Genomic DNA, 26,042 nt, shown 5'->3' with positions numbered 1-26,042 from the left:
GCGATCTACTCCGCGGCCGCCTCGATGATGGGCGGATTGTTGGGTTTGGGAAGAGCCAGCCGATCTAGGGGCCGACCGATCGCCTTGCGCGCCGTCGCCTCCATGCGTTCCTGCAGCCCTCCGTATTCGGCGAGCGTCTTCTTGCCGTCGATCAGATTCTGCGTCTCCGTCGCCTTCAACTCGATCAGAAGCAGGGCAGCCAGCGCGTCGGCGGCACGCCGGCGCTCCTCCTCGCCGAGCGGAGCCATGCCGATCGGAGCATAGCCATTCTGGTACAAAATCTTGTCGAGCGAACGGTCGCGCTCCATCTCCAGGTTCGAATCCGCGATCGAAGGAAACCACCGCGAAGCCTGGACGACGGAATCGACTAGCTCAAAGCGGGTCGACTCGCGCCCCACCACGTCGGGAAATTTCTCATCGGACAGCAGCATCGGTAGTTTGCTCTCGCCATCGGCATTGCCTGCGATGTGGCGAATCTTCTCGATCAGCAACATCGTAGATTCAGCGTCCGCCAGCGCCTGGTCACGGATTACCGCATCACTCGACCATGTTTCATCGAGCAGCCTGATCTTCGCGCCCAACCCGTACGGCGCTTCCTCGCCGGCCGAATTCAGCTGGTGACGCTCTCCCTTCAGCCTGTCGATCTCGGTGCGGGTTGCTTCCATTTTCCTGGCGACGCGATCAAGCTTGGCAAAAACCGCGTTTGCATGCGCCCAGAGGGGAATGAGGAATGGTAGACCGGTCACGAAGAAGCGGCAGCGCACGCAATTGCGCGCTCCCCCCGGCACCCGGCTGTGTTTCGACTTGTCTTTTCCCTTGTCCTTCCGGCGGGTGACCACCGGACCGCCGATGTCGCACAGCGTGCCGCCATTCGGACATATCCCGATGTCGAACCTGGACCATAAGCCGGGCTCGCCGTAAGCCGACTTCATCTGACGGATGCCGTCGTCCGAGACGCGCGCCGTCATCTGCATCGCCTCCTCGAGCGATGCACCCCTGAGCAGATCCGGAAAGTCGTTTCTCGCCGTCTCAAGCGCCTGCATCCGCGCTTTGGTCAGGATCTCATTGACGTGGACGGGTTCGAACTTGGTGTACTTCAGCGTCATCAGGATGGTGGCGTGACCGGCCACAACCTTGCTCAGGATCTCAATCGGCACCCCGGCCATGTAGAGTGCCGTCAGGTTCGCCGAGCGCATGCCGTGAATTGTGAAGATCGCTGCTTTCGGCGAGTCTCCAGCCCACTTCGTGATGATCCGGATCGGAAAATCCGGCTCCTCTTCGTTCAGCCGGCGCTCGAGCTCCGCCAGGGCGTCATGGAAGAACTGATAGAACAGCGGATAACGAACTGGCGTCTCGTTTCCGCGCGGACCGGAATTGTTCGGGTAGCGAAAGAGATAGAAGCGCGCCGGCAGCATGGTCTTGACAAGCCGCGATGGATCATCATCGAAGGTATTGGCAGGCAGGTCTTCGTGTTCCAGTGGACCTTCCACCGGATTGTATTTCTCCTGCCACGCCCGCAGGGCCGCGAGATTGCGCAGCGCTTCTTCATGTTGCCATGGAATCTCATAGCCGCTGTTTTCGCCGAAAAGCTCTCTGCCATCCTGGGTCTTGTTGCTGTTGACCCAAAAGCCCGTGATCTGACCCGTGAGGGTCTGGATCTCCCGGAACACGCCGCGACGCGGGTTCTTCGCACCAACGCGCTCCCAATAGCCGCCATGCGTGCTGGTCGACGGCTTCCAGCGGCCGCTCTCAGGATCCCACATCCGGGAATCCCCTTCGCCGCTGTCGAGCCGCCGGATTTGAACGTTTCGCAGCGGCAGATCGAGGTGAGCCAGCAGCATCCGTGGCAGCACCTCACAGAACACCGGCTTCGGGATGCCGGTCTCGGGATCGAACCACGTTATCCAGTGTCGCGGCTTGCCCGACTTCTCGAGCGACCTCGGCCAGGCGAAATCATTCTCGCAGATGATTTCTCTCAACATCTGATGGTAACGCGGAGGCATCGGGCGAGCGCGCACGTCGCTGTGGGCTGACGAGGCTGTGGCAAGCTGCTGGCTGGCCTTGAAGCGTTCCAGATCAACGTCGCGGAAGCCGAGCTCAAGCCTGTTTCCACCGCATGCCGTGGACTCATCGGAGAGGTGTTTGGCGAAAGCCTGTATCTTATAGACCGCATTGATGCGCGCCGTCGGCGCAAAGAACGTCTTCGCAAAATCCAGAAGTGGCCGTAGCACCGGCTCGGTCAGGAGATCCAGTGGGTTCCGAGCGGGATCAGTCGGCAGGCTCGCCAGGTAGGTCAACAGCAGTCGCAATCCATCCCGATAATTGCCTTTTGTCAGGACGTTTTGCCGATCGATCCATAGCTCGTACTGCTCCTCGATGAATTGCAGATGAGGCGCGTGACGCAGTAAATCCGATAGCCGCGGCGACACCTTGGCCTGCCGGAGGTCCTGGCGCACGGCAAGTGCGAACAGTGGATCGCCGCGCATCTCCCCAAGCAAGCGGGCCAGGTGACGGATATTTTTCTTCGTCCAGGATTGCACCCACGGCTTCCAGCGCCCATTCACCCTGAGCACCTCGGCCATCTTCAGAAGATGGATTTCCTGGAGGCTTTCGATGCCTTCGACCCCTTCAATGGCAAAGTGCAAGGCGGCGACAAATTTCCATAAGGCGAAGCTGCGGTTGGCTTTCTCGCGGCTGGACCATTTTGCCTTTTCAAAATGTTCGGTCTTCAGAATGGTGCTGCGGACACCAAATAGATCGGGATCGTGATCCTCAACGCTGCGGGCAAAGCGCTGCTCGTTGACCTCGCCCAGCGCCGAACGGTCCCACAGCGCGCCGAGCGGCCACAGAATGAGACCCTGACGGTGCAGATCCATCAGCTCGGCAATGATGTCGTTCTTGGCATCGAGGTCTTGCGTCTCCGCATGCCTGCGGATCAGTGCTTCAACGATGGCCTGAAGCTCAAGGGGCTCCTCCGAGCGGCTCGGGATCAGGGCGAAGCGATCTTCGCTCGAGTTGAAGTACGCGCCGTCGATCCACTCGCTCGTCATGAAGGTCAATTCAGTATCGGCCACCCGATCCTCCCCCTGCCACAAATTCGCTGATCTTCAGTAACGCTTCCGCTGTGCTTTCGGCGATCGGCGCAATCGCCCGGATTTCGCCCTTCACGATTTTTTCCTGGGCTTCCCGCAGCTTCTGATTGGTCTTGGCGTTGTCCGGGACTGTGTATGGCGCCTGGGAGAGATAGTTGCGGTGATGCAGGCCCTTCTTGATCACCTGCGGCGGAACGCCGAGGTCCTGCATAGTTTGGCCATACAGGTGCCGAAGCCCGTGGGTCGTCGTGCCCAGATATTTGCGGTGCGCAAGACCTATACGCTTGACCGCCGCCTCATGGGCGCGCTCGTAAGCAGCCTCCGAATAGGGCTCGCCAGGCAGCGTCGGATCGTCGCCGCTCTCATCGCCGCGGGCGGACACAAACAGGAAGGGATGATTGCGCCCGCCGAGTTTGATGCGCTCAGCCATGATCGGTGTGCGGACGTAATTCAGATAGCCCCAATAGAGCACCCAGAAGAGAGCACCGGCATCGGGATCGATCCAGAAAACGCAGGCCCGATACTCCCGATCGAGGTCCATGCCCTTCCATCCGGCGTGATATGCACCGCGCGTAACCTCGTGCCGAGGCAGCAGACCATGTTCACGCTTCAGGAATTCACGTCTGGTCACGATCTCCACGCGCCGCGTGATCGGATCGGTGAATTCGACCTTTGCTTCCGACGGGTGATTGAGCACGACGAGTGCGTGCTCAAGGTTGTTGGGATCCTCTATTACATCCTGAACCCACAGATGCAGGCCCTCCGATCGGCGCAGCCCGCCCCAACCGTCCAACAGCGCGATCATCATGTTTCGCACGTTATAACGAAGGAAAATGTTGGGTTCGCTTTCGGTGCCGGGGGCCTTGTAGCCATCCCACAGTAGCCGGGCCGCGTGTTCGGGTGGAAAGAATTTGACGGGCTCTGGGCCGCGTCCGCGAGGATCGGGTCCGTGGTCGATAGTGCTCCTCTTCCTGGCTCGCGGCGCGTGGGTGATGTGCTTGAGCATCGACGTTTCACGCAGCCGGCTCCAGCGGAGCATCGCGGTGACGTGTTCGCTGGTCTGAGGAACAAGGGGGACGAATTCGGGCGAAATCGGCGATGAGGTTCGCTCTTCGGCGTCGCACCACTCTGCAAACTTTTCGATGGCTTTGATCAGGCTCTTGCAGCGCGTGTAGGGCGTCGCCGGCCAGAACAACCCTGTGGGGTCGGTAGCGTCCGTTGCGATCGTGCCCTTTGCGAGCGCTAGGGCGAAGTCGCGGAAGAGATTGCGCGGGCTGCGGTCGGGATACCGGTCTTTGGTGGCGATACCGTAGTCCCAGAGCAAACCAAGCGCTTGGGCCGCGGTGTCCTGCCAGGAGCTACCCCGCGTCGAATGAGCCTTGAAGTATTTCAGTAGGGGACCGAACGTTTCGACCACGCCGTCAGGACGGCTCAGGCAGAGAACGCGCGCGGTCCAGCCTTCGGCCATTCCCTCCACGGGCATCGGTACGGTGACATGATGGATCGGCTGCGGACCGTCGGCGGGCCGCATCGGGACATTTTGCTGCATAAGGTCGGCTGCGGACGGAAGACTGCCCGCTCCTGATGAACTCTGAACACCAAGCGACATAGGCGCACCGACTCTGAACAATGTCTAAGCGGCCGCCACATCCTGCAGTGGCGGTAAACGAATCCTTGGAATATTGTCGCCGACTAAATCCTTGGCGCCGGCGGATACCCGTCCTCTTCGAGAGCTTCGCGGAGCTGTGGAATCGCCGCGAGATGATCGTCGGCGAAGGACTCGGGCCAGCGCTCCTGGACGAGGCGGATCATCGACGAATTGAGCTCGGCCGACGTCTCCCGACGGATCAGTGACATCTCCTCGATGTCCAGCGCCATGCACTGGAGGATGCACCAGGCCCGCGGTTCGGGGACGGAAACCTGAGCTGATCGACCTTGGCGGTCGATCAGGATCGACTGAATCGGCGATTGCTCCAACGCCCAGCGCGCCGCTTCTGCGCCCAAGGCGCGATGCTCCGCATAGTCGTCGACCATGCGCTCGAGCGTCGAGCTCGTGAACAACCGGATCTTCAGGCCTCCATCGGTCCGGAGTTCGGCCGCCGCGCGGTCGCCGGAAAGGCGGGGACGGTCCATGTCGATCCGCGCACGGCGGAAGGTCGCGACCAGCTCATCAATCGCGTCCGTCGGATGCACACCTGCGACCAGGAGATCTACGCCGGCATCGGGAAGGACTTCCCGCGGCAGCAGCGCGGCCATCTCGCATTCGTAGGCGTACATGGCGGCCTCGCCGATGATGACGACATGATCGACCATCTCGGACACGCCGATGGCGCGCGCGATGGCACCGACGTCCTCTGGAGCGCGGTTGAGACGCAGCGCCCTGGCCATCCTGGCCTGCTCGGCCATGCCAGGCCGAAGCGTGCGCATACGCTCGTCGAGCTCGGCGCGGCTTTTGGTGAAGCGGTCGTAGATTTCCTCGGTCTCGGGCGAGCGGCGCCCGATCGAGGTTGCCTTCTGCTCCCCGGTGATCGGATCCCGGCGATACCGCGTCAGGTACTCAAACTGCTTGACCCTGAGCCACTGCATGCCGCCGCCGAATTCGTCCCGCGCGCGGGCGGCAGCGCCGTAGTCGAGCGCCGTGGAGCGCATGGTCTCCACCAGCCGTCGCTGCTCCCGGGTCATCGCGGTGTGCATGCGTTTTCATCCTGTGGATGTCATGAGATCTGGTGATATAAACTTGGTTCCGCAAGGCACGGCCTTAGTGATCTTGTGCCGTGTGGTTAATTTCCTTAGCTCATGCCCCAAAGTTCCGATTTTCAGGCCGGCCGCGTAGGCTGAGATTGCGTTTAATAGCGGAACCGCTATATTGGAGTGCGTGTCGTCGCCCGGAAGTATCGACAAGAAGGTCATCAGGTTCGTCGGGCCAGCGGTGCGGGCCGATTTCAGGAATCTGCCGCCCGACGTGCATGAAGCCGCGACCGACGTGTTGCGGGTCCTGCAGGCGGGCGAGCTTCCGAAAGGAAGGGACGTCTACAAGCGGTTGAAGGAAGATCTCGCCGGGATCGACGAAATCAGGATCGGCGGACCTGACGGAAACACCTACCGGATCTACGACATCATCCGCTTTCGGGAGGTCATCTACGTCCTCGATGCGAGAGCCAAGAAGTCCACCGAGGGCGGCAACATCACGAAGGCTGACAAGAGGACGTTGCTGGAGAGGAAGAAGGCCGCCGAGGCCGACTACAAGGCCAACGAAGCGGGTTACAAGCGGAACTATGCCATCCGAGCGCAGGTGCGCGCGGCACTTGAGACGGCCCGTCAGCCGAAGCCGAAGGGAGCATGAACATGGGACATGCAAAACGCACTGTCGACGAACGGCCGCAGGATCAGACCGAAGATCTGACCATCTGTGGTGGCGACGATTTTCTCGCCGAGCAGGGCATCGCCGATCCGGATGAATTCCGGGTGAAGAGCCACCTCTGCCACGAGATCGCGTCCATCGTGGAGGCGCGCAAGCTCACGCAGGCCGCGGCCGCCGAAATCACGGGACAGAAGCAATCCGACCTGTCGCGGATTATCAACCATCGGCACAACGACTACTCGGTCTGGCGCCTCATGAAGATGCTTTCGGCGCTGGGGGCCGACGTCCTGATCACCGTCAACCCGTCCGGTGTCTACGACAAGGGCATCATCTACTCCAAGAACGTCAACGATCACGAGTCCGGTCAACCTGAAGCGTCGATGGACGAGCACGAGGAGATGCGGTGTGCGCCGGGGATGACTCCATAGGCGGCAGACACCGGCGTGCCATCTATCGAGCGCAAGCTTGCCGCGTCAGGCTGCTGGCCGGGCGCTTGCGGCAAAGCTCAGTGCACAGGATAGGCGGGCGCACCCATAATTAGATCAGTCGGCACGAATTACGGCCGCTGAGCGCTGTGCTCTAGCGCGACCGGTTTTGGCAATGACTGGACATTCGGTCGGGCCCTCAAGTCTCAGAGGGGCCAATAAAGGCCATCAGCCTGATGGGCATCCTGTCTGATCCGTTGTAGAATACCCTCTACGTTGGATTGCAGGCCCATCGTGCAAGAGCAACCAGTCCGGGTCGAACGGAGGTTGGCGGCGATACTGGCCGCCGATGTAGCTGCGTATTCGCGGCTGATGCACAACGACGAAGAGGCCACGCACGCCAAACTGACCGGGCTCTTGGCGAACATTGTCAGGCCAGCGATTGTGGAACACGGCGGTCGCATCGTCAAAAACACCGGCGATGGGTTCTTGGCGGAGTTTTCAAGTGCGGTCGAGGCTGTGCGGGCCGCAACCCAATTCCAAAGCCGCACCCATGAGCTGACAAGCGATGATCCGGAAGAAAGCCGCGTTCGCTTCCGTGTCGGGATCAATGTCGGCGACGTGATCGTTGAGCCTCACGATATTTTCGGGGACGATGTTAACGTCGCGGCGAGGCTTGAGGGGATAGCTGAACCCGGCGGTATCTGTGTCTCAGCTTCCGTCTACGCCCATGTTGGAGGCAAGGTCGCCATTGAGTTCGCTGATTTGGGTGACCAGAAGCTCAAGAATATCTCCCGACCGGTCCGGGCCTACGCAATCGTCTGGGAGGAAGCCAGCGGCGTTTCACTGAGTCTTGGAGGACAATCAGACGCGCTTTCAGGGCCTCATCTTTCCATTGTCGTGCTCCCTTTTGCCAATCTCAGCGGTGCTCCCGAGCAAGAATATTTCGTCGATGGAGTAACCGAGAGCCTTACCACTGATTTGTCGCGGATCAGCGGCTTGTTTGTTATCGGACGACACACCGCATTTACCTACAAAGGCAAAGCGATCGATCTCAAGCAGATCGGTCGCGAATTAAAGGTCCGGTATGCGCTCGAAGGCTCGGTACAGCGCAGCGAAAGTCGGCTGCGCATAAACGTGCAATTGGCCGACGCAGGAACCGGAAATCACCTCTGGGCCGAGAGGTTCGACAAGCCGATGGCCGATCTCTTCGACATGCAGGATGAGATTGTGGCACACATCGCCAACGCCCTAGACGCTCAGCTTGCCAAGCAAGAAGCGAGGCGATCAGAACGGTCCCCGCTTCCGAGTTCAATGGACTTGTACTTTCAAGGTAAGGCTTTGATGTACAAGGGATGGATACCTGAAAACTTGGCACAAGCACGAAGCAAATTTGAACGAGCGCTGGCGCTTGATCCAGAAAACGTCGGAGCAATGGTCGGCATACCAGCCCTTGATGTGATCGTTAGCATGGCCAGCATGACGGACGACAGCGCTGCGCTTCTCGGGTCGGCCGAGGCAAGAGTTCTAAAGGTCCTATCTCTCGCTCCAAACCACGCCTTTGCCCACTTGACCTTGGGTTCCGTTCTAACTGCGACAAACCGTGCGGTTCAAGGCATCGCCGAGTTTGAGCGCGCGTTGGTGCTGGATCGCAATTTGGCCGAGGCGCACGCCTCAATCGGCTTCGCGAAAATTCTAACTGGGCGCTGCGCAGAGACCGAAGCACATCTCGATCAGGCGTTTCGGCTTTCGCCCCGTGATATCTTTGCTCACCGCTGGATGATGTGGATGGGCTTTGCCAAGCTGCAGCTGGGTGCGGATATCGAGGCACTTGGCTGGTTTCGTCGTAGCATCGAAGCGAACAGAAACATTCCCCTCGCGCATTTTTCACTTGCTGTTGGGCTGGCGATGCTGGGCTCTATCGACCAGGCAAAGTCCGCTGCAAGGGCAGGATTTGAGCTTGATCCAAGCTTTTGTCTGCGGCGGTTTCGCGACAGCGTCGCGAGTGACAATCCAACCTACCTCATGGGACGCGAGCGGTTCTATCAAGGCTTGCGGATCGCCGGGGTGCCTGACGGCTGACGTCCGCTTTGGGTCCAAAGTGCGAATTGGCGGAATGGCAGCCATTGGCACAAAGCTGCCATTCCGCCTGACTCCGGAAGGATGCCGGCAGGGCCCAGCGCACGCGGCCGCGCCAAAAAAACCGGAAGCTTTTCGGAGCCACCCACCCTAGCCTGCACGCAACGGAACATCGCAAGGGCGAGCGCATGATCGCTTCGGCAAAACGGCTATGTGACGATTGCACACTCTGCTGCAAGGTGATGGCCATCGAAGAGCTGGCAAAACCGGCAAATTACTGGTGCCCCCATTGCAGACCAGGGCGCGGCTGCGCGATGTACGCCGACCGGCCGGCTGAATGCGAGAACTTTAGCTGCCTCTGGCTGATCAATGATCACCTCGACGAGCAGTGGAAGCCGAACAAATCCAAACTGGTTTTAACCACATCCGAAGACGGAATTGAAATCAGATGCGACCCCGGCTTTCCGGATGCCTGGCGCAAGGAGCCGTACGGAAGCGAGATCCGCAGATGGGCGATGTCCGGTGAAAGCAACGACGTCACGGTGATCGTCGTCGTTGGGCAGAGGATGATCCTCGTCACGTCGGATCGGGAGTTCGATCTCGGGGTCGTCCGCCCGGACGAGCGTATCGTGCGGGAGCTAGAGGGGACAAAAGTCGTAGGTGCGAGGGTGGTGAAGGTCGGCGACCTAGAAAGCTAGGCGGTTCAGCGAGGCGGAAGGCCGACAAGTCCGTTCAGGCTCAACTCCGATCGCAGCGTCTTGGCGAGCCCGAATCCAGCGGATGATGCTGGCAAACTTCGACGAGATGGAGCGAAGTCGTCGTGTGAGCCAAACCAAGCCTTTGGACTTTCTGGCCGGCCGATTAGGTTCTTTCGATCTACAACGTCGGGAGGCCATCGTGCCCATTGTCCACGTCGGAGACTATCTTCCAGGAATCTTTTATGTCCGCGTTTTCTTCGAAGCCGGAGACGAGCGCGGTTGCCCATGGTACGCGCCGCTGCCGGAGGAAGATCATCTAGCCGCCTACAAGACTTTTCTCCATCTCTCAAAGCAGGCGGCGATTGATGCATTCGCTGAGACGCAGCATAGGCCAATCCAAGTGAGCTCAGAACGTTGGTTCCAGCCGTTCGCACCGCTGCCGCAGCACGAAGAACCCCTCGAAGATGGAAATGACTACATCTGTTCCTGCCGGGTAAACGAAAATGGAGAGGTCGATTGCCTCTCGAGAGTCGCTCATCTTGACCGCTATCGAGGCGTCGTCAGGCTGCTGAGTTTCGATGAGGATTTCTTGATCCAATGGCCCCGCAGCTACATCTTTGAGACCCACAAATTGATCGACCCATATGCGCCAAAGCTCGCGATGTAAGACCGCGCGGGCAGGTGAGCCGCTGAAAGATTCAACGCAAGTCGTCAGACAGAGATGCATTCGCCCTTCCGCGAGGGAAGGACCACAATGCTGCGTCCTTGGCTGAGAGGTTTAGTCGACCCGTTTGAACAGCTCCGTCTTCTGGCCATGAATAACGGTCAGATCGGACGGCCTTTCCGGGTTGTTTCCGCCCAACTGCAATCGCAGGTTAATTGCCTTTGAGAAAAATTCTCCAGTGGTCGAATAGTACAAAGGAACAGCCTTTTGAAACGGGAACTCGACTAGAAGCCGCTCACCGTCCCGCGCTACCCGGATCCTTTGGTTTGCGCTCTCATATTCTCCGGTCAACATGAATTTTTGGTCTATCTCGCTTGCTTCCTGAAGCTCTTTGAGCGCGGGCCAGCTATATTCACGACCAACCGCGGCGGTGATCTCGCTGCCCAACATCCAACCCTGAATCGAATTCACCATCGCAACCACGCCTTTGCCAATCTCTGGGAGCATACGCATGGTTGCCAAATATCCATGATTGCCGCCATCGTGGCCAAATCGAAAGGTCTCGTCTTTGCCGAAGCAAAACCATCCGAGCCCTACGAAGTCTTGGCCTATCTCCTGATCCGGGAGCTGAGGGCGGAGCATGCTGCTCACCGTCTCAGGCGTGAGTCCAAGTTTGGAAGATCTGCTCTTCAGCGTACGCATGATTTCCACGCTCAGTAGCGCAAGATCGGCGGCGGTCGTCCAGAGGCCCGCGGCTGCCATTTCCGGATAGACGTGATAGCCGCCGGGCGTTTCGACGCCATTCCAAGGGTGGCTCTTGGCAGCGCGTTCGGTGAGGGCAGATGGAGCAGGCTGCTCGAAGCTGCTGTCCGCCATTCCAACTGGCTCCAGGATGAGCTCTCGCATGAGCTCCGGAAAAGGCCTTCTTGTCACGTCGACCACGACCTGCTGAGCTATCGTCGTCCCGCCCCCAGAATAACGGAATTGCGTCCCCGGAAGAACATCGACAATGATGGGGTGATTGTTTGCTGGGGGAACGCCCTGCAGAATCTGGGCGACCGTGGGCAATGGCCCCGATGAAGGATAACCTGGGAATCCGTGTACCGTCGTGCCCGCGGTATGGCTCAAGAGATGTCGTAGCGAGACATGCGGTTGCCATCCGTCGTTGGCCGGCAAACGCCATGTCGTAAGATAATCGTTGACGTCCGCGTCGAGATCGAAGGTCCCGTTCTCGACTAGCTTCATGACTGCGAGCGCGAATACGGGCTTGCTGATCGAACCGCACTGAAACGGCGTATTGGCTGTGGTGGCTTCTGAACCTACAGCAATCGCTCCGAAGCCACGCGCCCATGCCACCTCAAAATCGTCGACGACAGCAACGCTGGCGGCCGGCGTGCAGGTTTCCACCATCCTTTGATCAAGCGTGCAAGGCGAGCCACCTTTGCCCGGGATGATCGTCTCCTCACGTAGGTCAGAGGTCACTCGCTGGATGCGGTCTTCCAGATGAGACGTTGACATAAGACCGCCCCTTTCCGTGATGGCACCTTCAGTAAATGAATCCGCACTCTTCCCATAAGAACTGTGATGAAAAGCCATGGAAACGTCGATGTCCCGCGCCGAAGTGGCCGCTGTCACATCGTAGAGAGCTTAAGCACAAGTCTCGGCAGTGTCGGGCGGCCCGCGAACCGTCATGTCGGCTCGGCGGTGGAGAGCCACCAGCCATCCCCGGCAAACCAGCAAGTCTCGTCCATTCGATCATCGAACCGCAACGATCGCACGCGATCCCACCCTTCGGCGAAGGAGCTGATGAGGCGCTCATTGTCTTCCGGATCGCCTTGAAGTCCCGTGCAGCCGATGAATCGCGCGCGGGATACGAACGTTGCGGGCCAGCGGTTACCCGCCTGAGGCCGCGTCACGCGCAGCATACCGCCCAGTCCGAACTCCGGTGCCAATGGAAACATCAGTCGGCCGCTGGGAAGCAGGGCATCGATCCAAGCCCAGCTCGGAGTGGTGGCCGCCGCGCAGACGTATACGGCGTTGGCCTTAGGCAACTCCCGGCCTATGCCGGACCCAGTGTGCACCACGACCTGGCGGTAGTCCTTCAGATTGTGCCGTGCCCCGTTCGGCTAGACCTTCATCGATCTCGAAGGCGGTGACAGCGCCGGACGCTCCAACGATCTGGGCAATGACCGCCGTGTAGTACCCCGTGCCAGCCCCCACCTGGATGACCCGATCGCCTTCTCCCAGATCCAGTTTGTCCAGCCAGCCGGCATGGGCGCTGGGCATGCCGATATTGATCCCGCGATCCGGATCCAGCGCGACCAGGACGTCCTGGTAGATGAATGCTGGATCGTCGTCTGGCGTGCGGATGTAACCGTCTCCGCAACGGATCGACCACGGACCAGGACCGGCAAACGGTTCGCGGGCGACGCGGGCAAATGCGCTCACGATTTTCGGGTCGGCGTCTCCGGCAACGAACTTGGCGAAGAACTCGCGATATTTCGTCGACCGATCGTTCATCAGGGAAGTACATCCAGAACCTAAAGGCCGAGAGCTTACGGCGAGGTTTCAATTTGGCAACAGCCCGTTGCCAAATTGCTCCTAGCCCGACGATCGATGTTCCGCGGTGCCGAGCGGCTGGACGTTGACGCTTGAGCATTTTGCCGCCATACAGAGGACATGAACGAGCTTCGATCAGCAGCATCGACCACCACGGCGACCGCTTACGGCGGATCGCCTCCTGGTCGCGTGCGCTAGAGACAAGCGTATTTCCAACCAGAAAAGGCCCCGCCGGCGACGGACGGGGCCTTTTCTGGTTTTTGATGGTCCCCCGTCCGCGCTTATTCCAGCCACAAGGAACACAGCCATGGACGATCTCGACCACAGAAATCTCGGCGTGAAGCTCAAGCTATGGCACCTTCAGGAAGACGCGCCTGGCATGGTGTTCTGGCATCCGCGCGGCTACGCGGTCTACCGGGTGCTGGAGGATTATGTCCGCCGCAAGATGCGCCGAGCCGGCTATGCCGAGGTCCGGACGCCACAGCTGCTGCCGCAGGAGCTCTGGGGCCGCAGCGGCCACTGGGACAAGTTCGGCGAGCACATGTTCCGGATCGAGGACGGCGAACTGGCGATGGCGCTGAAACCGATGTCGTGCCCGTGCCACGTGCAGATATTCAACAAGGGGCTGCGCTCATGGCGGGACCTTCCAATCCGCTATGCCGAGTTCGGCGCCTGCCACCGCAATGAGCCTTCGGGTTCGCTCCACGGCATCATGCGGACGCGCGCCTTCGAGCAAGATGACGCCCATGTATTTTGCCGCGAGCAGGACGCAGAGGCCGAAGTTGCGCGCTTCATCGCCCTGCTGGACGAAGTATATCGAGACCTCGGTTTTCCACACTACGAGGTGGCGCTGGCCACGCGGCCGGCGGTGCGCGCTGGCGATGACGCGACCTGGGACTGGTCAGAGGCGAAGCTCGGCGATGCCGCGCGGCAATGCGGCCTCGTGCCTCAAATCAATCCTGGCGAAGGCGCGTTCTACGGACCGAAGCTGGAATTCGCACTGCGCGACCGGCTGGGACGATCCTGGCAGTGCGGCACGGTGCAGCTCGATGGCGTACTGCCGCAGCGGCTGCAGGCATCCTACGTCGCCCCCGATGGCAGCCGCGCCAGGCCTTTGATGATCCACCACGCCATCTTCGGATCGCTCGGCCGCATGATCGCGATCCTGCTCGAGCATCATGGCGGCGTGCTGCCGTTCTGGCTGTCGCCGGATCAGGTCGCGGTTGCGCCGATCTCCCAGGAACAGGCCGGATACGGCGCGGAGGTAGTGGCGGCGTTCGAGGATGCCGGGATCCGGGCCGCTGCCTATGACAGCGCCGATACCCTTTCGCGGCGTATCGTGGCGGCGCATGAAATGGCGGTGCCGGTGATGGCCATCGTCGGCGCGCGCGAGATGAGGGACGGTCGGGTCACCCTGCGTGAGCGCGATGGCTCACAGGCCGACATTCCGCTGGCCGAGGCGGTGTCCCGTTTGCAAGCGAGGGCCCGGTCTGGCGCCGATGGCGTGCAATACCAACGGGCGGCGGAGGTCTCATGACGCTCGATCATGGCCATACGCGACATCACCGATTTAGCTTGATAGCATGGAACGAACACGGAGACGGACTTGCGGCAATCAGTGATCTTTCACATCTGTTCCCCGGCGGTATGGTCAGCAGCGAAGAGCGGCGAATATCGCTCTCTGTCGTTGGACCGCGAGGGTTTTATCCATTGCTCGACACCCGATCAACTCGTTGAGGTCGCCAACTACCTGTTTCGTGGCGAACGCGGTCTCGTATTGCTTGTCATCGATCCAGATCGCGTGATCCCGCCTATCCGGTACGAGGACGCCGGCAATGGCAAGCTTTACCCGCACATCTATGGACCCCTGAATTCGAGCGCTGTTGTCGCTGTCCAGCGCTTCGAACCAAGCGTGGACGGAACATTCGAATTGCCGAAAGGCGTCGCATGATCAACCCCAGGGATCGGCTTTGGTTCTTGGTTGTGCGAAAATACAGCGGCGAGCGTTGCGCGTCGCGCAAGAGATTAGCCCGTAAAACTTGAGAGGCGGCGACATGGATATCCGCGCTCCCGACCAGAGATATAACCCCTACCGAATTTTTTCGCGCGCGCAGTGGGCCGCATTGCGCGATGACACGCCGATGACACTCGAGCCCGGCGAGTTTTCGCGGCTGCGCTCGTTGCACGACCGCCTCGACATCAGGGAAGTCGAGGAGATCTACCTGCCGCTGTCGCGGTTGCTGTCGATCTATGTCGATGCGGCGCAGCGGCTCTATTATGCGCAGCGTCAGTTTCTTGGCATCCGCGACCGCAAGGTTCCTTACATCATCGGTATCGCCGGTTCGGCTTCGGTGGGTAAGTCGACCACCGCGCGCGTCCTGCAGGCGCTGCTTGCACGATGGTCACCGCGGCCCAAAGTCGATCTGGTGACAACCGATGGCTTTCTCTACCCCAAAGCGGTGCTGGAGCGCGAGGGGCTGATGCAGAAGAAGGGATTTCCGGAGAGCTACGATCGACCGCGGCTGTTGTCGTTCCTGAGCGACATCAAAGCCGGACGAAGTCTAGTGCGGGCGCCGGTCTATTCGCACCTTACCTACGACATCGTTCCGAACCAGTGGCAGGAGATCGACCAGCCAGACATCCTCATTATCGAGGGCGTGAATGTCCTGCAGACCGCCCCGTTGCCGCACCACGGCAAGGCAGTGCCCGTCGTCTCCGACTTCTTCGACTTCTCCATCTATATCGATGCGGACGTGTCGGTGCTGCGCGATTGGTACGTGCAACGCTTTCTGACCTTCCGCGACACCGCGTTCCACGATCCAAGGTCGTACTTCCACCGGTATTCACTGCTGTCGGACGATGAGGCAATCGCCACAGCAACGGCGATCTGGGAGCGCACCAATCTCGCGAATCTCGAGCAAAACATCCTGCCGACGCGACCGCGCGCAACGCTGATCCTCACCAAGGGCGCCGATCACGTCATAGAGACGGTGGCGTTGCGACGGCTCTAGCGCTCAATGGCCCGAGATCGTCGCGGCGCACTCGCTCGCAATCCAGCTATGTATTGCAAGTCGACCGACGCAGAGCTCAACGATCCGGGTTGCGAGTGAGCGGAAGTTGAGGCCCATTCGAAATGGTATGGTAGACGAGGGGGGTATTTCAGCTGCTGCCAACCATGCTGGCTGCCGATTTCAATCAAAATCGCTCCCAGATGGTATAGTTCGGTAGAAATCCTGAGGGGGGTATTTGGACGCGGCCCTCTCAAGGCTGAAACAGGGGTTCGATTCCCCTAGGGAGCGCCATGTGTTTCAATGACTTAGATCCATTTTGGAGAAGTCGTCGAATATCCGTTGAATAAGCGTCGGCGAACGTCGGCGAACTCCACCGCGCTAATTCAGTAAAAGCTACTTGCTGAACACCGAAGCGTAGCGTTCGAGTTCGACGAACTGATTCAGCATCCTACTATGCGGGTCGGACGCTCTATCAGAAGGGTATTGCTGCAATCGCCCATGAACCCACACTTGTCCAGGTTTCCGAGCTTTTGGTCGGGCAGCCGGGTCTTGAGTTAACCCGCGCCGGTATAAATCCCGGCTGGTTCTACAGGATTGGTACGGACGGTCTGTGGAGGCGCGAAGCGCATTCCGAAGAGTGTGATTGCGGACACGAAAAGACTCATCATCGTCACATCTCGGCGATGCACATCATCGAGTATTACCTGGCAAACCCCGATTCCTTTGGATGACGTTCTTGCGGCTGGTACGTCTCGGCGGCGAGGTGATTGACGCCGAATTAATTTAGCGCCGGACGCCAAGACGTTTATCCCCGGACGATTGATGCGTCCCGTTGACAGAGCGAAACCGATCTGATCTGCTATTTAAAGCTGTAAGGTAATGGGGGTTGCCTTGACTGCGTTTCGTGGCATTTGCGCTGCGTTGCTTGCAGCCTCCTCGGGCGCTTGCGCAGTTATCCCCGATGTACCGCCTGACTTTGCCCTTCCCGTTCGCGCGATTATCGCGCAGGCTTCCTGCGAGCTTCGCGATGCTTTCATCGTGCTTGATCAAACGCCCCAGTTCAAACGTTTCAAAGCCAAGCAATGGCTTGTAACGATTACTCTCCTGCCGAGAACGGAAGTCGACCTCGGCGCAAGCGGCGGCTTCACTCGCCGAAGCCTTAGCAATCCTATTCGTTTCACGACCTGGGCTCTTAACGGCCCCGGTGTTCAGCTCGATGACAAGGGTATCCGCAGCAGCGGAATAAGCTACAATTTTGTATCCGGTGCACTTATGGCGGACCGGACACTGATATGTCCTCCAGATTTTCCATCGATCCATATGCTGGCCCAGCACCTCAACGTGGGCCGATGGCTATTCCGATCTGCTGACGCCCTTTCTGTGGCCGCGGCGCTTTCGGCCGACAAGCCAGTGTACAACAGCCAGATTCAAATCAGGATGGGCGCTAACGGCTCCTATACCTTCACGTTCCCTGCCGGAACAGACCTGGCTTCCTTCTCGGGAAGTTACTCACTCGATGAGCAGCTGAACATCAGCATGGCGCCCATCGACGACAAAGAGACGATCAGCGTCACTTCTCTTCCCATAGGAAAGCAGTACAGAGCACCGGTAACCTCAACGGTGCAGGTGCGAGCCGCCCAGACGCGACTGGACATACAGGGCTTGGAAACTGCTATCCGGCAGCTTCAAACGCGATAGATGGACGCCCATGAAATGGATTCTCTACGTGATGCTGTTCTCTACTCCGGCAGCAAACGTTACGCACAAGGACGATAAGGAGTGCTTGAAGAACAAGGAGGTTTGGCAGATTGAGCAAATTCTGAAGTGCCGTCCCGCATTCGAAGCGAAGCGCATCTGGTCGCTGCAGGCCACTTCTCAATTTGAATATAAAGAATTCGAAAGCTGTGTCAGGACGCAGGATCAGCTTATGGCGGATACGAACGTTGCATCCACCATGACGGTGCGCACCTGGTGTTTCTGCGAAGCGGAAAACTTAGGGTGTCCAACTGACCAGCTCGCTCTTCGGCTCGCAGCGACATACAGATTGTGTGAGAAGGATAAGATTCGAGATTGCCGCACTCGTGCTGACGCCACGATAAAGAAGTATAACGAGGAAGAGGCGGAGAAAATCTTTCGGCCTTTGGGCCGCCCCCCATCGCCCCCCGATGACTCAACACCGCTGCCCCCGCCACCACCAACCGGCCGGAATTCCTCGTCCATCCGGCTCTATCCGCCGCCCTAGTTCGAGGGCTCACACCTGTTCTTTGCTTCTCGGAGACGTTGCCAGTCCGAGGAACACGAGCACCGCCTGATTGAGACGCACGACATCCTCATCGTCCAGGCGCCCGATACGCGTCCCGATTTTGGATTTCAGAACGGTGGTTAATTTGTCCACCATGAGACGGCAAGGCGCGTGCAATCCGTTGTGCTCATTCGGTACGACAGGGAGCCGGAACAGTGGTGCGTCGGTCTCGTCCGTCGCGGTGCGATGCCATTACGGAGTTCATCTCGGCCCATCGGATGCCAGCACCAGCAGACGAAGACTAGCCCATAGCGCGGTTTAGATCGTCCGCGTTTGCGCTTTGACGCGGACTTTCGGTTTCTCCAACCACACGGCCTGATCAACTCCCTTTAGCGAACGACGAACCTCCAAAACGCAAAGCCTGCCGCCCTTGGTGCTCTTGTAAAATCCGGCAGGGAGCCACGGCTTTGAGTTCTTCTTTTCCGAGAGGAGGTTGACCATGCCTCGTTCTTTTTGCCAATCATCAAAGTCGACGCGGCTAGGCAACTCTGGGACGCGATCCAGAATTTCCTTCCTGATCCAGCACGTCATGCCCTCTCCCCGCGCTGACGAATCGCATCGCAACGTTGGGGAAGGATGAAGCCGCAATGTTCCGGCTTCAAGCCGGCAGTTAGGAGTTCATGCCAAGTTGCACGCAGTTGAACTACAATAGCGTGCACTAGGTCGAGTTCTGGAATCATTCCCGACCGCCTCGCGCGCGCCGCCTCTTGACCGAAAGCTTGTATTCGCCGCGTACACGTAGCGGATTCGCATGCAATTTGTGTGCGTCGGTTGGACTTTAGTCCAACGCGCGCGTCGCTCCATCGGTCTTCGCTGGTATCCAGTTCCTGTAGAAGGGCTGGCTGCTAATTTGACCGCGGATGTATTGCAACTCTTGATAGATTTTGGAAATGTGCCCCAGGCAGGGGGAGCGAATGATTCACGCGGATATCGCGACTAAGATTATTGATCCCAACGTTTCGATTTGGGTTGTTTTTCCAGGACGTGGTCGGCGGTTCATCAACGATTTCATCCGCGGGGAACGCATCTTCCTTGAGACACCTGGATTAAGTCTCCCTCCAGGGAAGGCAAAGGACGCGGCAACGATTCGACGTCATGTTAGGATGTCTAGAGCAATTGCCGATTTTGCAACCTCGACAGATACAAATGCAAAAGTGCCATCGAGGAATCCAAGTCGGTACTCTGATGCGCCGTTCAAGGATAGAAGCGTAGCAGTTCTCGCGTCTAGCGTTCGCAAGATGTTTGGGAGAATGAAGCCGGGAGACCTGGTTATCGTTCCGGGTAAGTCCTACCAGTTGGTCTACTTCGCAGAAGTAATCAGCGACTTTGTCGTCGCGGACGTAACGACTGTGGCTCGTTACGGCAGTGAGCAGATACCATACCGCCGAATCCGATGGCTTAACATTGGGGTGCCGCGATACGCAGTGCCTCCAGGGCTACAATCTTATCTTTCGAAGCCACCCGCCATAGCGCACTTGCTGCGGACTCCAGAGACGGAGGAGTTCTTTCGGCTTGCTTATCCCGCATACGTCCTGGCGGACCGCTCTGCCGTTATCATGGATGGCCCGAAGTACGACGGGAAGGACCCTCTGGCCACTGTGGAAGCGAACTATCTGGTCTCATATTTTATCTCGGCGTTCGCGGCGATTGAGAAAGACCAGTTGTCGGAGTTTGTTGACCTCGACGTACGGACCGCAATTCAAACGTTTTATGATCGCTCACTCGTCCAATCCTTTACGCAGAATTTTAATTCGCCCGGAAAGTATGGGCTTGTCGCGCTTTCAGCTATTCTAAGTGCGTTCGTTAGCGTAGCGATTTCAGTCTCGCTCAAGGGCTTTTCTGCCGCTGAGTTAAGTCAAGGCATTGAAGTTACCAACTCGATTTCTCCGGCGGATGCTCACTTGCACGATACGGGCGTCAAATTAGACTATCTGTTTAAGTCACTACATCAAAAAGAGATCGATGAAATAAACACCCTGGCGAAGCGGTCGAAAGAGCAGATCGGTTTAGACACACCCGTCCAGCTCGAGATCAAGCCATGAAACGTGTGCTGGATCACACCGTAGCTTTCTTGCTCGCGGAAAAATTACCAGTATGGGCTACGATCCTCGGAATCATTCTAGGCGCCATCGGGACATATTACATTGTTCCAGGTATCAACCAGAGTCTCGAAAAGCAAAAGATTCGATCTGAGTTCGTGATCAGAAATTTGGATGACCTGAATGCAAGAACACGATCTCTCGTGAGCGACGTGTCGGACATTCAATATGGAGTCCTTCGAACAAGCTACGTAGACAGTGCCGCGATACAGAAGGTGTTATCGAAGATTGCGGAGATGCAGTGGAAGGCCATCGAGCTGGCCGTGATCTTCGAAGGAACTCAGGGCGCCAGAAGTGTTCAGCAATACCAAGAAGCGCTCGATCACGTTCGGGCAGCTCTAGTTGGACTAAAATCGAAGGAAGACCTGAAGATATCTCAGGCTGCAATAGAGCAGTTTTCCGAACGAACGCTGAATGTTCTGAGGGAGCTTGCCGCCGTGGGCGGCATACGTATCTCGGCCAAAACACCAAAAGCGTAAGCGTTAGACTGTATTGCTGATCAATCGACACGACGCCGGTGCGCATGCTCCTCGGTGCCAAAGAGATGCGGATCATCTTGCGAAGCCAATCACTTCATCCCTTCCAGCAGCTTCCGCGCTTCATCCGACAACGCCTGAATCTGCCTTCGCTCGGCGATCGCATCCTTAGTGAACAGGCCGTGCTTGCGCGCGTTCAGGTTGGTCTTGGGCGCGCCGGATCCTTGTGCACCGCCGTGCATGCGGCAGCGCTTCTTGCCGTGCACCGCCGGCGAGCGGCACGCGCCACTGGTGCGGGTTTTGGCGCCACAACGTGGGCTCGCCAGCATCGGGCCGATATTTCTGATGTGACCGCTCATGCCTGCGCTTCCCGCTTGGCATCGGCGGAATCGCGCCCTCGCTTCGAGCCCGAGGCTTTCGGCGCCTTCCGCGCCGCGGATGCCCCGTTCTTATCGGAAACGATCACGCTCGCATGCTGCGTGACGTTGCCGACAATGGCATTGCCGCCATCGCGGACCGTGGATGTCGATCGCTCGCGGTTTGGCCCCGGTGTAGTGAAGGTTGCTGCGCTGAAGGATTCGTTGCGGAAGGATATCTCGCCATCTAGACCAGGTTTTGGACGTCGCGTCGGGTAACAAGCCTCAGGTTACAAGATATCGGGTGCGCGCGATTTGCACAGCTCTTACACCGCCTCGTAAGACGCAATCTTCTTGATCTGCGGCGCGAGCACGTCTTCGGCCGTTTCGAGATCGAAGCGTGCCTGCATGTTCATCCAGAACGCAGCGCCGGTCTTGAAGAACTTGCCGAGCCGCAGCGCGGTATCGGCCGTAACGGGCTTTTCTTCGCGCGCGATGCGTTCGATCCGGGTGCGCGGCACGTTCAGCGCGGCCGCGACTGCGTAAGGTGTCAGCTTAAGCGGGACGAGAAATTCCTCCCGCAGGATTTCGCCGGGATGAACCGGCGGAAGTTTCCTTGCCATTTGCGATCTCCTATTCGGTGGCTGCATTCGGCCGATCGGCAGGGGGGCCTTCGCCGGACGGATATGAGCAATAGCGCCTTCAGAACAATCTCGATGCCCTGCAGAATTGAGTACAGGGCATTCGGGGGCATGGCCAACGGTAAGTTCATTAGGCGCGTCCGCGTGCTGGACGATAAGCATGTGCCTGGCGATCTACGAGCTTATGTCGGGAAAAGCTGGCGAAAGTAATTCCACTCACTTCATCTCTTCCAACAACTTCCGCGCCTCACCCAGCAACGCCTGAATCTGCCTTCGCTCGGCGATTGCATCCCTGGTGAACAGGCCGTGCTTGCGCGCGTTCTGGTTTGCCATTGGCGCGCCGGATCCCGGTGCGCCGCCGTGCATGCGGCAGCGTTTCTTGCCGTGCACCGCCGGTGAGCGGCACGCGCCACTGGTGCGGGTTTTGGCGCCGCAACGCGGGCTCGCCAGCATCGGGGCGGTATTTCTGATGTGATCGCTCATGCCTGTGCTTCCCGCTTGGCGTTAGCGGAATCGCGCCGTCGCTGGGAGCCAGCGGCCTTCGGCGCCTTCCGCGCGGCGGAGGCCCGGATCTTGTCGGAAACGATCACGCTCGCATGCTGCGTGACGTTGCCGACGATGGCCTTGCCGCCGTCCCCCACCGACACGTTCTGCACGGTGATGGCGGGCTCGCCATGGCTCCGGTAGCGGTTCAGCGCCTCGATCTGGGCGGGAAAGGTGCGGGCGAGCCTGCCCAATGCGCGCGCGGCGCTGTCGTGCTGGGCGAGGTCGTCGGCACTCGCGAGGTGATGGGCACATCGCATCGCCATCACATGAACCGAAACCATCTGCGCCACCAGCATGGCCTCGACGGAATCCCTTGGGCGAATGCTCTTCACCATTGAAATCATGAAGGACAGGTTGACCTCGTCGGGGCTCCCGCCGCTGACGCTGGCCCTCACCAATTGCCGGAGGATGCCATCCATCGCTTCGCGATCCGCAGCCCCCAGCGCGTTCGCCATGAGCTGTTCGCCGAGCTCCGGATCGGGATGGTCGATGGAGAATCCCTGTGATGAGAGCCTTATCCGCGGGGCTGCGGCAGCCTTGGTGGGGTCGGTTGCGGCGATCGTCTTTGGCATAGCGAGGCTTGGGGCGGTGGTCATGTCGCGACTCCCTGGCACGCCGCGCGGCAAGCGCGCGCGGTTCGGCCACGCGCGAGGCCATCGTTCGCCGCGCGGAGCCGGTGCAATTTCAATGGTGGGTGAGGATTTTGAGCCGCAATCCGCGCCAAGACAGCCCGCTATTGCGGGGCGACGGGCGTTTACAAGATTGCGGGATAATGAAGGAATGCCCCTGATTTGCCCGACGTGTCAAGTTGCTAGAGCATGATCCGGAAAAGTGTGAAGCGGTTTTCCGAAAAGATCATGCTCAAACAATAGGCTAAAGCGCGACGACGATTCATCCTGATCTCATCGCGCTTTAGCCGCGCCCGCGGCCGCCTGCACCTTTGCATGGGGTTGTTTTCGATATTTTGGGAGCGCGCACCTTTGAAGGGGGGGGTCTCCAACGTCACCCGCAGTTATGCCGGCAAAGGCGCGGTGCGATACGCATGGTAAAGTGCGACGAAGCCAGGTGCGGTGTATTGCTTATATCGAAGGCTTGTTCAATCGAAGCCGTCGCCGCTCGGCCATCGGCCAGATCAGCCCAATCGAGATAGAACCAAAGGCACCATGTCCATTGTTTCGGGAGAGGATCAATTGACGACCGATGCGCCGTTCACCGCTCAAATTCGGAACAGGTGCCGGTCGTCCGCGCTCATCCTTGGTTTGGTGTTCGCGATTTTATCGTCATTTGCGGTCGCAGACGAACGTAGCATGGAATTTGACATTCCGGCACAGGCGCTGGACCAAGCGCTGCATGTCTTCCGCACTGCCGCCGGAGTTCAGATCTTCTACGAGACCGCGCTAACGGCCGGCCGGCGATCGCGGGAGGTTAAAGGCAGTTTTGCTCCGGGTCGCGCACTGCAGACGTTGCTCGGAGGGACGGGACTGCTGGCCCGCCGCACGGATGTCGATGCATTCGCCATCCTTCCTGGCCGGGCGGAGCCAGATCGCGCGGAGGCGCCGGCAAGCCAGCCCGACGGACGCTTCGTAAGCGCGCTGCAGAACGGCGTTCTTGATCTGCTATGCCGAAACAGTCAGACCCGGCCCGGCAGATACAAAGCAGCGCTCGAACTCTGGATTGCCCCGACCGGCGCCATTCAACGTAGCGTGCTCGTGGCCTCTACCGGAGACGTCGCCCTCGATACAGCCTTGCTCCGCGTGCTTCAGGGCGGCAGCATCAACGCGGCGCCGCCGGCCAACGTGCCCCAGCCGTTCATTCTCACCGTTGCCCCGCGCGCCCCGTCTGAAACGGGGGATTGTGGCGGGTCATCGCAGACCACCAGGTAAGCGACACCGGACCGTAGCCAATTTGTCATGCAGCCTTGATAGTTCAAAGCCGCTCCTTCTGGCGTTTGCCGCGCTTGGAGCGGCTTGCGCCGGTGCCTGATCTCCAATGAATGGGGGGAAGTAACCTCGGGGCTGGTGAACTCGGGTTCTTGATCTGGTCCGGCGGGGCTACCGATTATGGCGGAAACGACGTGGGCATTGTTACGCAATCTGCTCACCGACAGATACACGGAGTTCAAGGTCAGGCTGACGCGGCGGCTCGGTTCGGAGGAGCTCGCGAGCGAGAGCCTGCACGAGACCTGGCTGCGGCTGCATCGGCCGGGTCATGTTGGTTCGATCGAACGTCCGTCAGCGTACCTGTTGCGCATCGCCATCAATATTGCGACGGATCGGTTGCGCTCCGAACGCAATCGCGCGCGCCGGTCCGAAATCGAAGCCGTGCTCGGAACAGGCGGAGAACCTCCTGACCCGGCGTTGGAGTTACAGGCACGGCTCGAGCTTCAGATTGTTGAACGGGCGATCCGCGGATTGCCCGATCGGCCGCGGACGATACTCATCGCCTCTCGGCTTGAGGGGCTGACTCATCAAGCTATTGCCGAGCGGCTTGGAATTTCCAGACGCACCGTCCTGTATGAGCTTAAGCGCGCTGTGGAATATCTGGATGCACAACTCGAGAATGAAGGCTATTCGTCCTCCGATTGCACTCCCAAGTCCCCCGACGCGTCTTAAGGAAGGATAGAGGACGCAAGTTCGATGGTATTCGCCAATGGGAACGCTTGAGCAATGACGGCCGCGGACCGCTCGAAGGGCGAGCTTGAGTCGCTGAGACGCGAAGCCTGGACCAAGCTTCTGCATCTCACGTCGGGCCACGCCAGCAAGGCAGATGTCGCGGCGCTGAAGGTCTGGTGCGCGCAGAGCCCCCGTCATGCCGAAATCTTTGCCCAGGTGAGCGGACGATGGCGTGTGCTAGGCGCGGCCATCGGAAACGTCGCGCAAACCGGGCATCCCATGCGCGCAGGAGCGGACGCGAGCGTGCGCGCGCAGATCGGGCGTCGTGCGCTTTTGGTCGGCGCTCTCGGCGCGTCGGCGGCTGGGGCAGCCGTCATGATCACGCGACCACCGATGGGATTGTGGCCGTCACTCGGCGAGCTGGCTGCCGACTACCGGACCGTGACGGGCGAGCGTCGCCATATCGCGCTTGACGAGCGCGCATCGCTGGACATGAACACCCGGACCACCCTCAACGTCCGGGCAGCGAGCGGCGGAAGCGATCAGATCGAGTTGATCGGGGGAGAGGCTGCATTCGCGACGCGATCCAAGCCCGTTGAAGTGCTTGCGGGCAACGGCCGTGCCTGGGCCGACGATGCCCAGTTCAGCGTCCGTCGCAATGGTTCCGACATCTGCGTGACATGCCTCGAAGGCCTTGTTCATGTTCAGCAGGAAGGACGCTCTGCGACACTGCAGAAGAAGCAACAGGTCATCTATGACGATCGCAACCTGGGCCACGTGCAGGATGTCGACCCCCTTATTGTGACTGCGTGGCGCGAAGGCGAGCTGTTGTTTCAGAACGAGCGGCTGGCTCGAGTTATCGAAGAGGTTAATCGCTATCGGCGGGGCCGTATCATTCTCGTGAATGATGCGCTCGGACAAAAGCGCTTCACCGCGCAATTCAAGCTCGATCGCCTCGAGGTCGTGATCACCCAGTTGAAAGCGACATTCGGAGCGCGGGTGGTGTCACTTCCGGGCGGCGTGGTGCTCGTGAGCTGAGCGTTCGGACCGGGCAGATGCGCGCGATTTCGCGCGGCAGAATGGGAGTTGTGCGATCGCACCAGGGTGACGGGCGGATCGAA

At 59.3% G+C, this 26,042-nt stretch carries 26 protein-coding genes, 1 tRNA gene and 2 pseudogenes; 17 read left to right on the top strand and 12 right to left on the bottom strand.

The annotated features are described in order from the left end of the window. Positions 1-5 precede the first annotated feature (5 nt). The 3 genes from ACVJGD_RS19340 to ACVJGD_RS19330 all read right to left on the bottom strand — a co-directional run bounded on the left by ACVJGD_RS19340 (position 6) and on the right by ACVJGD_RS19330 (position 5,786). Positions 6-3,074 (bottom strand): VPA1269 family protein, encoded by a 3,069-nt coding sequence (locus tag ACVJGD_RS19340; protein WP_456635838.1) that lies wholly within the window; start codon positions 3,072-3,074, stop codon positions 6-8. Beyond that, positions 3,061-4,623, bottom strand: a complete 1,563-nt coding sequence (locus ACVJGD_RS19335) for a hypothetical protein (RefSeq protein WP_456635837.1) — start codon at positions 4,621-4,623, stop codon at positions 3,061-3,063. The genes ACVJGD_RS19340 and ACVJGD_RS19335 overlap by 14 nt, the downstream gene beginning before the upstream one ends. Positions 4,624-4,784: 161 nt before the next feature. Continuing rightward, positions 4,785-5,786 carry a GSU2403 family nucleotidyltransferase fold protein gene (locus ACVJGD_RS19330; protein ID WP_456635836.1) on the bottom strand — a complete coding sequence of 334 codons (1,002 nt, stop codon included), beginning with the start codon at positions 5,784-5,786 and terminating at the stop codon, positions 4,785-4,787. Positions 5,787-5,967: 181 nt separating this feature from the next. On the opposite strand from ACVJGD_RS19330, the gene ACVJGD_RS19325 reads away from it, so the two are divergent. The 5 genes from ACVJGD_RS19325 (at position 5,968) to ACVJGD_RS19305 (ending at position 10,322) form a co-directional block, all read left to right on the top strand. Continuing rightward, complete coding sequence (locus ACVJGD_RS19325) at positions 5,968-6,435, top strand: type II toxin-antitoxin system RelE/ParE family toxin (RefSeq protein WP_456635835.1); 468 nt, start codon at positions 5,968-5,970, stop codon at positions 6,433-6,435. A gap of 2 nt (positions 6,436-6,437) precedes the next feature. Further along, positions 6,438-6,881 carry a helix-turn-helix domain-containing protein gene (locus tag ACVJGD_RS19320; RefSeq protein WP_456635834.1) on the top strand — a complete coding sequence of 148 codons (444 nt, stop codon included), beginning with the start codon at positions 6,438-6,440 and terminating at the stop codon, positions 6,879-6,881. Between the two features lie 288 nt (positions 6,882-7,169). Beyond that, complete coding sequence (locus ACVJGD_RS19315; RefSeq protein WP_456640297.1) at positions 7,170-8,960, top strand: adenylate/guanylate cyclase domain-containing protein; 1,791 nt, start codon at positions 7,170-7,172, stop codon at positions 8,958-8,960. Positions 8,961-9,145: 185 nt separating this feature from the next. Beyond that, positions 9,146-9,655 carry a hypothetical protein gene (locus ACVJGD_RS19310; RefSeq protein ID WP_456635833.1) on the top strand — a complete coding sequence of 170 codons (510 nt, stop codon included), beginning with the start codon at positions 9,146-9,148 and terminating at the stop codon, positions 9,653-9,655. Positions 9,656-9,737: 82 nt separating this feature from the next. Further along, positions 9,738-10,322, top strand: a complete 585-nt coding sequence (locus ACVJGD_RS19305; protein WP_456635832.1) for a hypothetical protein — start codon at positions 9,738-9,740, stop codon at positions 10,320-10,322. A 111-nt stretch (positions 10,323-10,433) separates the two neighbouring features. On the opposite strand, the gene ACVJGD_RS19300 is transcribed toward ACVJGD_RS19305, so the two are convergent. The 3 genes from ACVJGD_RS19300 to ACVJGD_RS19290 all read right to left on the bottom strand — a co-directional run bounded on the left by ACVJGD_RS19300 (position 10,434) and on the right by ACVJGD_RS19290 (position 12,839). Then, on the bottom strand, positions 10,434-11,915 hold the full coding sequence (locus ACVJGD_RS19300; RefSeq protein WP_456635831.1) for a serine hydrolase domain-containing protein: 1,482 nt from the start codon (positions 11,913-11,915) through the stop codon (positions 10,434-10,436). A 92-nt stretch (positions 11,916-12,007) separates the two neighbouring features. Next, entirely contained in the window at positions 12,008-12,244 is a 237-nt protein-coding gene (locus ACVJGD_RS19295; protein ID WP_456635830.1) for a hypothetical protein, read from the bottom strand. A 118-nt stretch (positions 12,245-12,362) separates the two neighbouring features. Beyond that, positions 12,363-12,839, bottom strand: a complete 477-nt coding sequence (locus tag ACVJGD_RS19290) for a protein-L-isoaspartate O-methyltransferase family protein (protein ID WP_456635829.1) — start codon at positions 12,837-12,839, stop codon at positions 12,363-12,365. Positions 12,840-13,185: 346 nt separating this feature from the next. Here ACVJGD_RS19290 and thrS point away from each other — a divergent pair, with 346 nt between their 5' ends. The 6 genes from thrS to ACVJGD_RS19260 all read left to right on the top strand — a co-directional run bounded on the left by thrS (position 13,186) and on the right by ACVJGD_RS19260 (position 18,131). Next, positions 13,186-14,415, top strand: a complete 1,230-nt coding sequence (thrS, locus tag ACVJGD_RS19285) for a threonine--tRNA ligase (protein ID WP_456635828.1) — start codon at positions 13,186-13,188, stop codon at positions 14,413-14,415. Positions 14,416-14,484: 69 nt separating this feature from the next. Further along, positions 14,485-14,829 carry a DUF952 domain-containing protein gene (locus ACVJGD_RS19280; protein WP_456635827.1) on the top strand — a complete coding sequence of 115 codons (345 nt, stop codon included), beginning with the start codon at positions 14,485-14,487 and terminating at the stop codon, positions 14,827-14,829. Positions 14,830-14,932: 103 nt separating this feature from the next. Next, positions 14,933-15,889 (top strand): type I pantothenate kinase, encoded by a 957-nt coding sequence (gene coaA, locus ACVJGD_RS19275; protein ID WP_456635826.1) that lies wholly within the window; start codon positions 14,933-14,935, stop codon positions 15,887-15,889. Positions 15,890-16,081: 192 nt separating this feature from the next. Further along, positions 16,082-16,180, top strand: a tRNA-Glu gene (locus tag ACVJGD_RS19270). A 600-nt stretch (positions 16,181-16,780) separates the two neighbouring features. Then, the gene (locus tag ACVJGD_RS19265) at positions 16,781-17,587 is read left to right on the top strand and encodes a hypothetical protein (protein WP_456635825.1); all 807 of its coding nucleotides are present in this window, start codon (positions 16,781-16,783) and stop codon (positions 17,585-17,587) included. A 10-nt stretch (positions 17,588-17,597) separates the two neighbouring features. Then, positions 17,598-18,131 (top strand): hypothetical protein, encoded by a 534-nt coding sequence (locus ACVJGD_RS19260; RefSeq protein ID WP_456635824.1) that lies wholly within the window; start codon positions 17,598-17,600, stop codon positions 18,129-18,131. A gap of 9 nt (positions 18,132-18,140) precedes the next feature. Here the strand turns inward: ACVJGD_RS19260 and ACVJGD_RS19255 are convergent. Together ACVJGD_RS19255 and ACVJGD_RS19250 are read right to left on the bottom strand one after the other, a co-directional pair. Next, positions 18,141-18,368, bottom strand: a pseudogene (locus tag ACVJGD_RS19255) (type II toxin-antitoxin system PemK/MazF family toxin); the annotation flags it as partial. Between the two features lie 81 nt (positions 18,369-18,449). Beyond that, positions 18,450-18,722 carry a hypothetical protein gene (locus ACVJGD_RS19250; RefSeq protein WP_456635823.1) on the bottom strand — a complete coding sequence of 91 codons (273 nt, stop codon included), beginning with the start codon at positions 18,720-18,722 and terminating at the stop codon, positions 18,450-18,452. A 383-nt stretch (positions 18,723-19,105) separates the two neighbouring features. Between ACVJGD_RS19250 and ACVJGD_RS19245 the strand changes: the two genes are divergently transcribed. Together ACVJGD_RS19245 and ACVJGD_RS19240 are read left to right on the top strand one after the other, a co-directional pair. Further along, entirely contained in the window at positions 19,106-20,233 is a 1,128-nt protein-coding gene (locus ACVJGD_RS19245) for a hypothetical protein (protein ID WP_456635822.1), read from the top strand. Beyond that, a complete protein-coding gene (locus ACVJGD_RS19240) occupies positions 20,230-20,769 on the top strand; it encodes a hypothetical protein (RefSeq protein WP_456635821.1) in 540 nt (179 codons plus the stop codon). The genes ACVJGD_RS19245 and ACVJGD_RS19240 overlap by 4 nt, the downstream gene beginning before the upstream one ends. 89 nt (positions 20,770-20,858) lie before the next feature. Here ACVJGD_RS19240 and ACVJGD_RS19235 read toward each other — a convergent pair whose 3' ends face one another. From ACVJGD_RS19235 to ACVJGD_RS19220, 4 genes are all read right to left on the bottom strand, one after another. Continuing rightward, positions 20,859-21,125 carry an HGGxSTG domain-containing protein gene (locus ACVJGD_RS19235; protein ID WP_456635820.1) on the bottom strand — a complete coding sequence of 89 codons (267 nt, stop codon included), beginning with the start codon at positions 21,123-21,125 and terminating at the stop codon, positions 20,859-20,861. A 323-nt stretch (positions 21,126-21,448) separates the two neighbouring features. After that, positions 21,449-21,745, bottom strand: coding sequence for a HigA family addiction module antitoxin (locus tag ACVJGD_RS19230; protein WP_456635819.1), 297 nt, complete (start codon positions 21,743-21,745; stop codon positions 21,449-21,451). A gap of 234 nt (positions 21,746-21,979) precedes the next feature. Further along, positions 21,980-22,246: an HGGxSTG domain-containing protein gene (locus ACVJGD_RS19225; protein ID WP_456635818.1), complete on the bottom strand. Its 267-nt coding sequence runs from the start codon at positions 22,244-22,246 to the stop codon at positions 21,980-21,982. Beyond that, positions 22,243-22,764, bottom strand: coding sequence for a hypothetical protein (locus ACVJGD_RS19220; RefSeq protein ID WP_456635817.1), 522 nt, complete (start codon positions 22,762-22,764; stop codon positions 22,243-22,245). The genes ACVJGD_RS19225 and ACVJGD_RS19220 overlap by 4 nt, the downstream gene beginning before the upstream one ends. Before the next feature lie 708 nt (positions 22,765-23,472). Between ACVJGD_RS19220 and ACVJGD_RS19215 the strand changes: the two genes are divergently transcribed. The 4 genes and pseudogenes from ACVJGD_RS19215 to ACVJGD_RS19200 all read left to right on the top strand — a co-directional run bounded on the left by ACVJGD_RS19215 (position 23,473) and on the right by ACVJGD_RS19200 (position 25,959). Next, positions 23,473-24,192, top strand: coding sequence for an energy transducer TonB (locus ACVJGD_RS19215; protein WP_456635816.1), 720 nt, complete (start codon positions 23,473-23,475; stop codon positions 24,190-24,192). Between the two features lie 177 nt (positions 24,193-24,369). Continuing rightward, positions 24,370-24,921: an RNA polymerase sigma factor gene (locus ACVJGD_RS19210; protein ID WP_456635815.1), complete on the top strand. Its 552-nt coding sequence runs from the start codon at positions 24,370-24,372 to the stop codon at positions 24,919-24,921. 54 nt (positions 24,922-24,975) lie between these two features. Next, a pseudogene (locus ACVJGD_RS19205) lies at positions 24,976-25,128 on the top strand (FecR/PupR family sigma factor regulator); the annotation flags it as partial. Between the two features lie 96 nt (positions 25,129-25,224). Beyond that, positions 25,225-25,959 carry a FecR family protein gene (locus tag ACVJGD_RS19200; protein WP_456640296.1) on the top strand — a complete coding sequence of 245 codons (735 nt, stop codon included), beginning with the start codon at positions 25,225-25,227 and terminating at the stop codon, positions 25,957-25,959. The last annotated feature ends 83 nt before the right edge of the window (positions 25,960-26,042 follow it).

Source organism: Bradyrhizobium sp. USDA 10063 (assembly GCF_054063735.1).
The sequence above is the reverse complement of the archived record's forward strand: the minus strand, read 5'-3'. Positions and strand labels throughout refer to the sequence as shown.

Excerpts from the sequence above, each read along its gene's own strand:
- ACVJGD_RS19245 (WP_456635822.1), top strand. The coding sequence starts at position 19,106 with ATGATTCACGCGGATATCGCGACTAAGATTATTGATCCCAACGTTTCG.
- ACVJGD_RS19235 (WP_456635820.1), bottom strand. The coding sequence starts at position 21,125 with ATGAGCGGTCACATCAGAAATATCGGCCCGATGCTGGCGAGCCCACGT.
- ACVJGD_RS19260 (WP_456635824.1), top strand. The coding sequence starts at position 17,598 with ATGAAATGGATTCTCTACGTGATGCTGTTCTCTACTCCGGCAGCAAAC.
- ACVJGD_RS19225 (WP_456635818.1), bottom strand. The coding sequence starts at position 22,246 with ATGAGCGATCACATCAGAAATACCGCCCCGATGCTGGCGAGCCCGCGT.
- ACVJGD_RS19230 (WP_456635819.1), bottom strand. The coding sequence starts at position 21,745 with ATGGCAAGGAAACTTCCGCCGGTTCATCCCGGCGAAATCCTGCGGGAG.
- ACVJGD_RS19250 (WP_456635823.1), bottom strand. The coding sequence starts at position 18,722 with ATGACGTGCTGGATCAGGAAGGAAATTCTGGATCGCGTCCCAGAGTTG.
- ACVJGD_RS19295 (WP_456635830.1), bottom strand. The coding sequence starts at position 12,244 with ATGCTGCGCGTGACGCGGCCTCAGGCGGGTAACCGCTGGCCCGCAACG.
- ACVJGD_RS19320 (WP_456635834.1), top strand. The coding sequence starts at position 6,438 with ATGGGACATGCAAAACGCACTGTCGACGAACGGCCGCAGGATCAGACC.
- ACVJGD_RS19220 (WP_456635817.1), bottom strand. The coding sequence starts at position 22,764 with ATGGCGAACGCGCTGGGGGCTGCGGATCGCGAAGCGATGGATGGCATC.
- thrS (WP_456635828.1), top strand. The coding sequence starts at position 13,186 with ATGGACGATCTCGACCACAGAAATCTCGGCGTGAAGCTCAAGCTATGG.
- ACVJGD_RS19300 (WP_456635831.1), bottom strand. The coding sequence starts at position 11,915 with ATGGCTTTTCATCACAGTTCTTATGGGAAGAGTGCGGATTCATTTACT.
- ACVJGD_RS19290 (WP_456635829.1), bottom strand. The coding sequence starts at position 12,839 with ATGAACGATCGGTCGACGAAATATCGCGAGTTCTTCGCCAAGTTCGTT.
- ACVJGD_RS19210 (WP_456635815.1), top strand. The coding sequence starts at position 24,370 with ATGGCGGAAACGACGTGGGCATTGTTACGCAATCTGCTCACCGACAGA.
- ACVJGD_RS19305 (WP_456635832.1), top strand. The coding sequence starts at position 9,738 with ATGATGCTGGCAAACTTCGACGAGATGGAGCGAAGTCGTCGTGTGAGC.
- ACVJGD_RS19215 (WP_456635816.1), top strand. The coding sequence starts at position 23,473 with ATGTCCATTGTTTCGGGAGAGGATCAATTGACGACCGATGCGCCGTTC.
- coaA (WP_456635826.1), top strand. The coding sequence starts at position 14,933 with ATGGATATCCGCGCTCCCGACCAGAGATATAACCCCTACCGAATTTTT.
- ACVJGD_RS19240 (WP_456635821.1), top strand. The coding sequence starts at position 20,230 with ATGAAACGTGTGCTGGATCACACCGTAGCTTTCTTGCTCGCGGAAAAA.
- ACVJGD_RS19335 (WP_456635837.1), bottom strand. The coding sequence starts at position 4,623 with ATGCGGCCCGCCGACGGTCCGCAGCCGATCCATCATGTCACCGTACCG.
- ACVJGD_RS19310 (WP_456635833.1), top strand. The coding sequence starts at position 9,146 with ATGATCGCTTCGGCAAAACGGCTATGTGACGATTGCACACTCTGCTGC.
- ACVJGD_RS19330 (WP_456635836.1), bottom strand. The coding sequence starts at position 5,786 with ATGCACACCGCGATGACCCGGGAGCAGCGACGGCTGGTGGAGACCATG.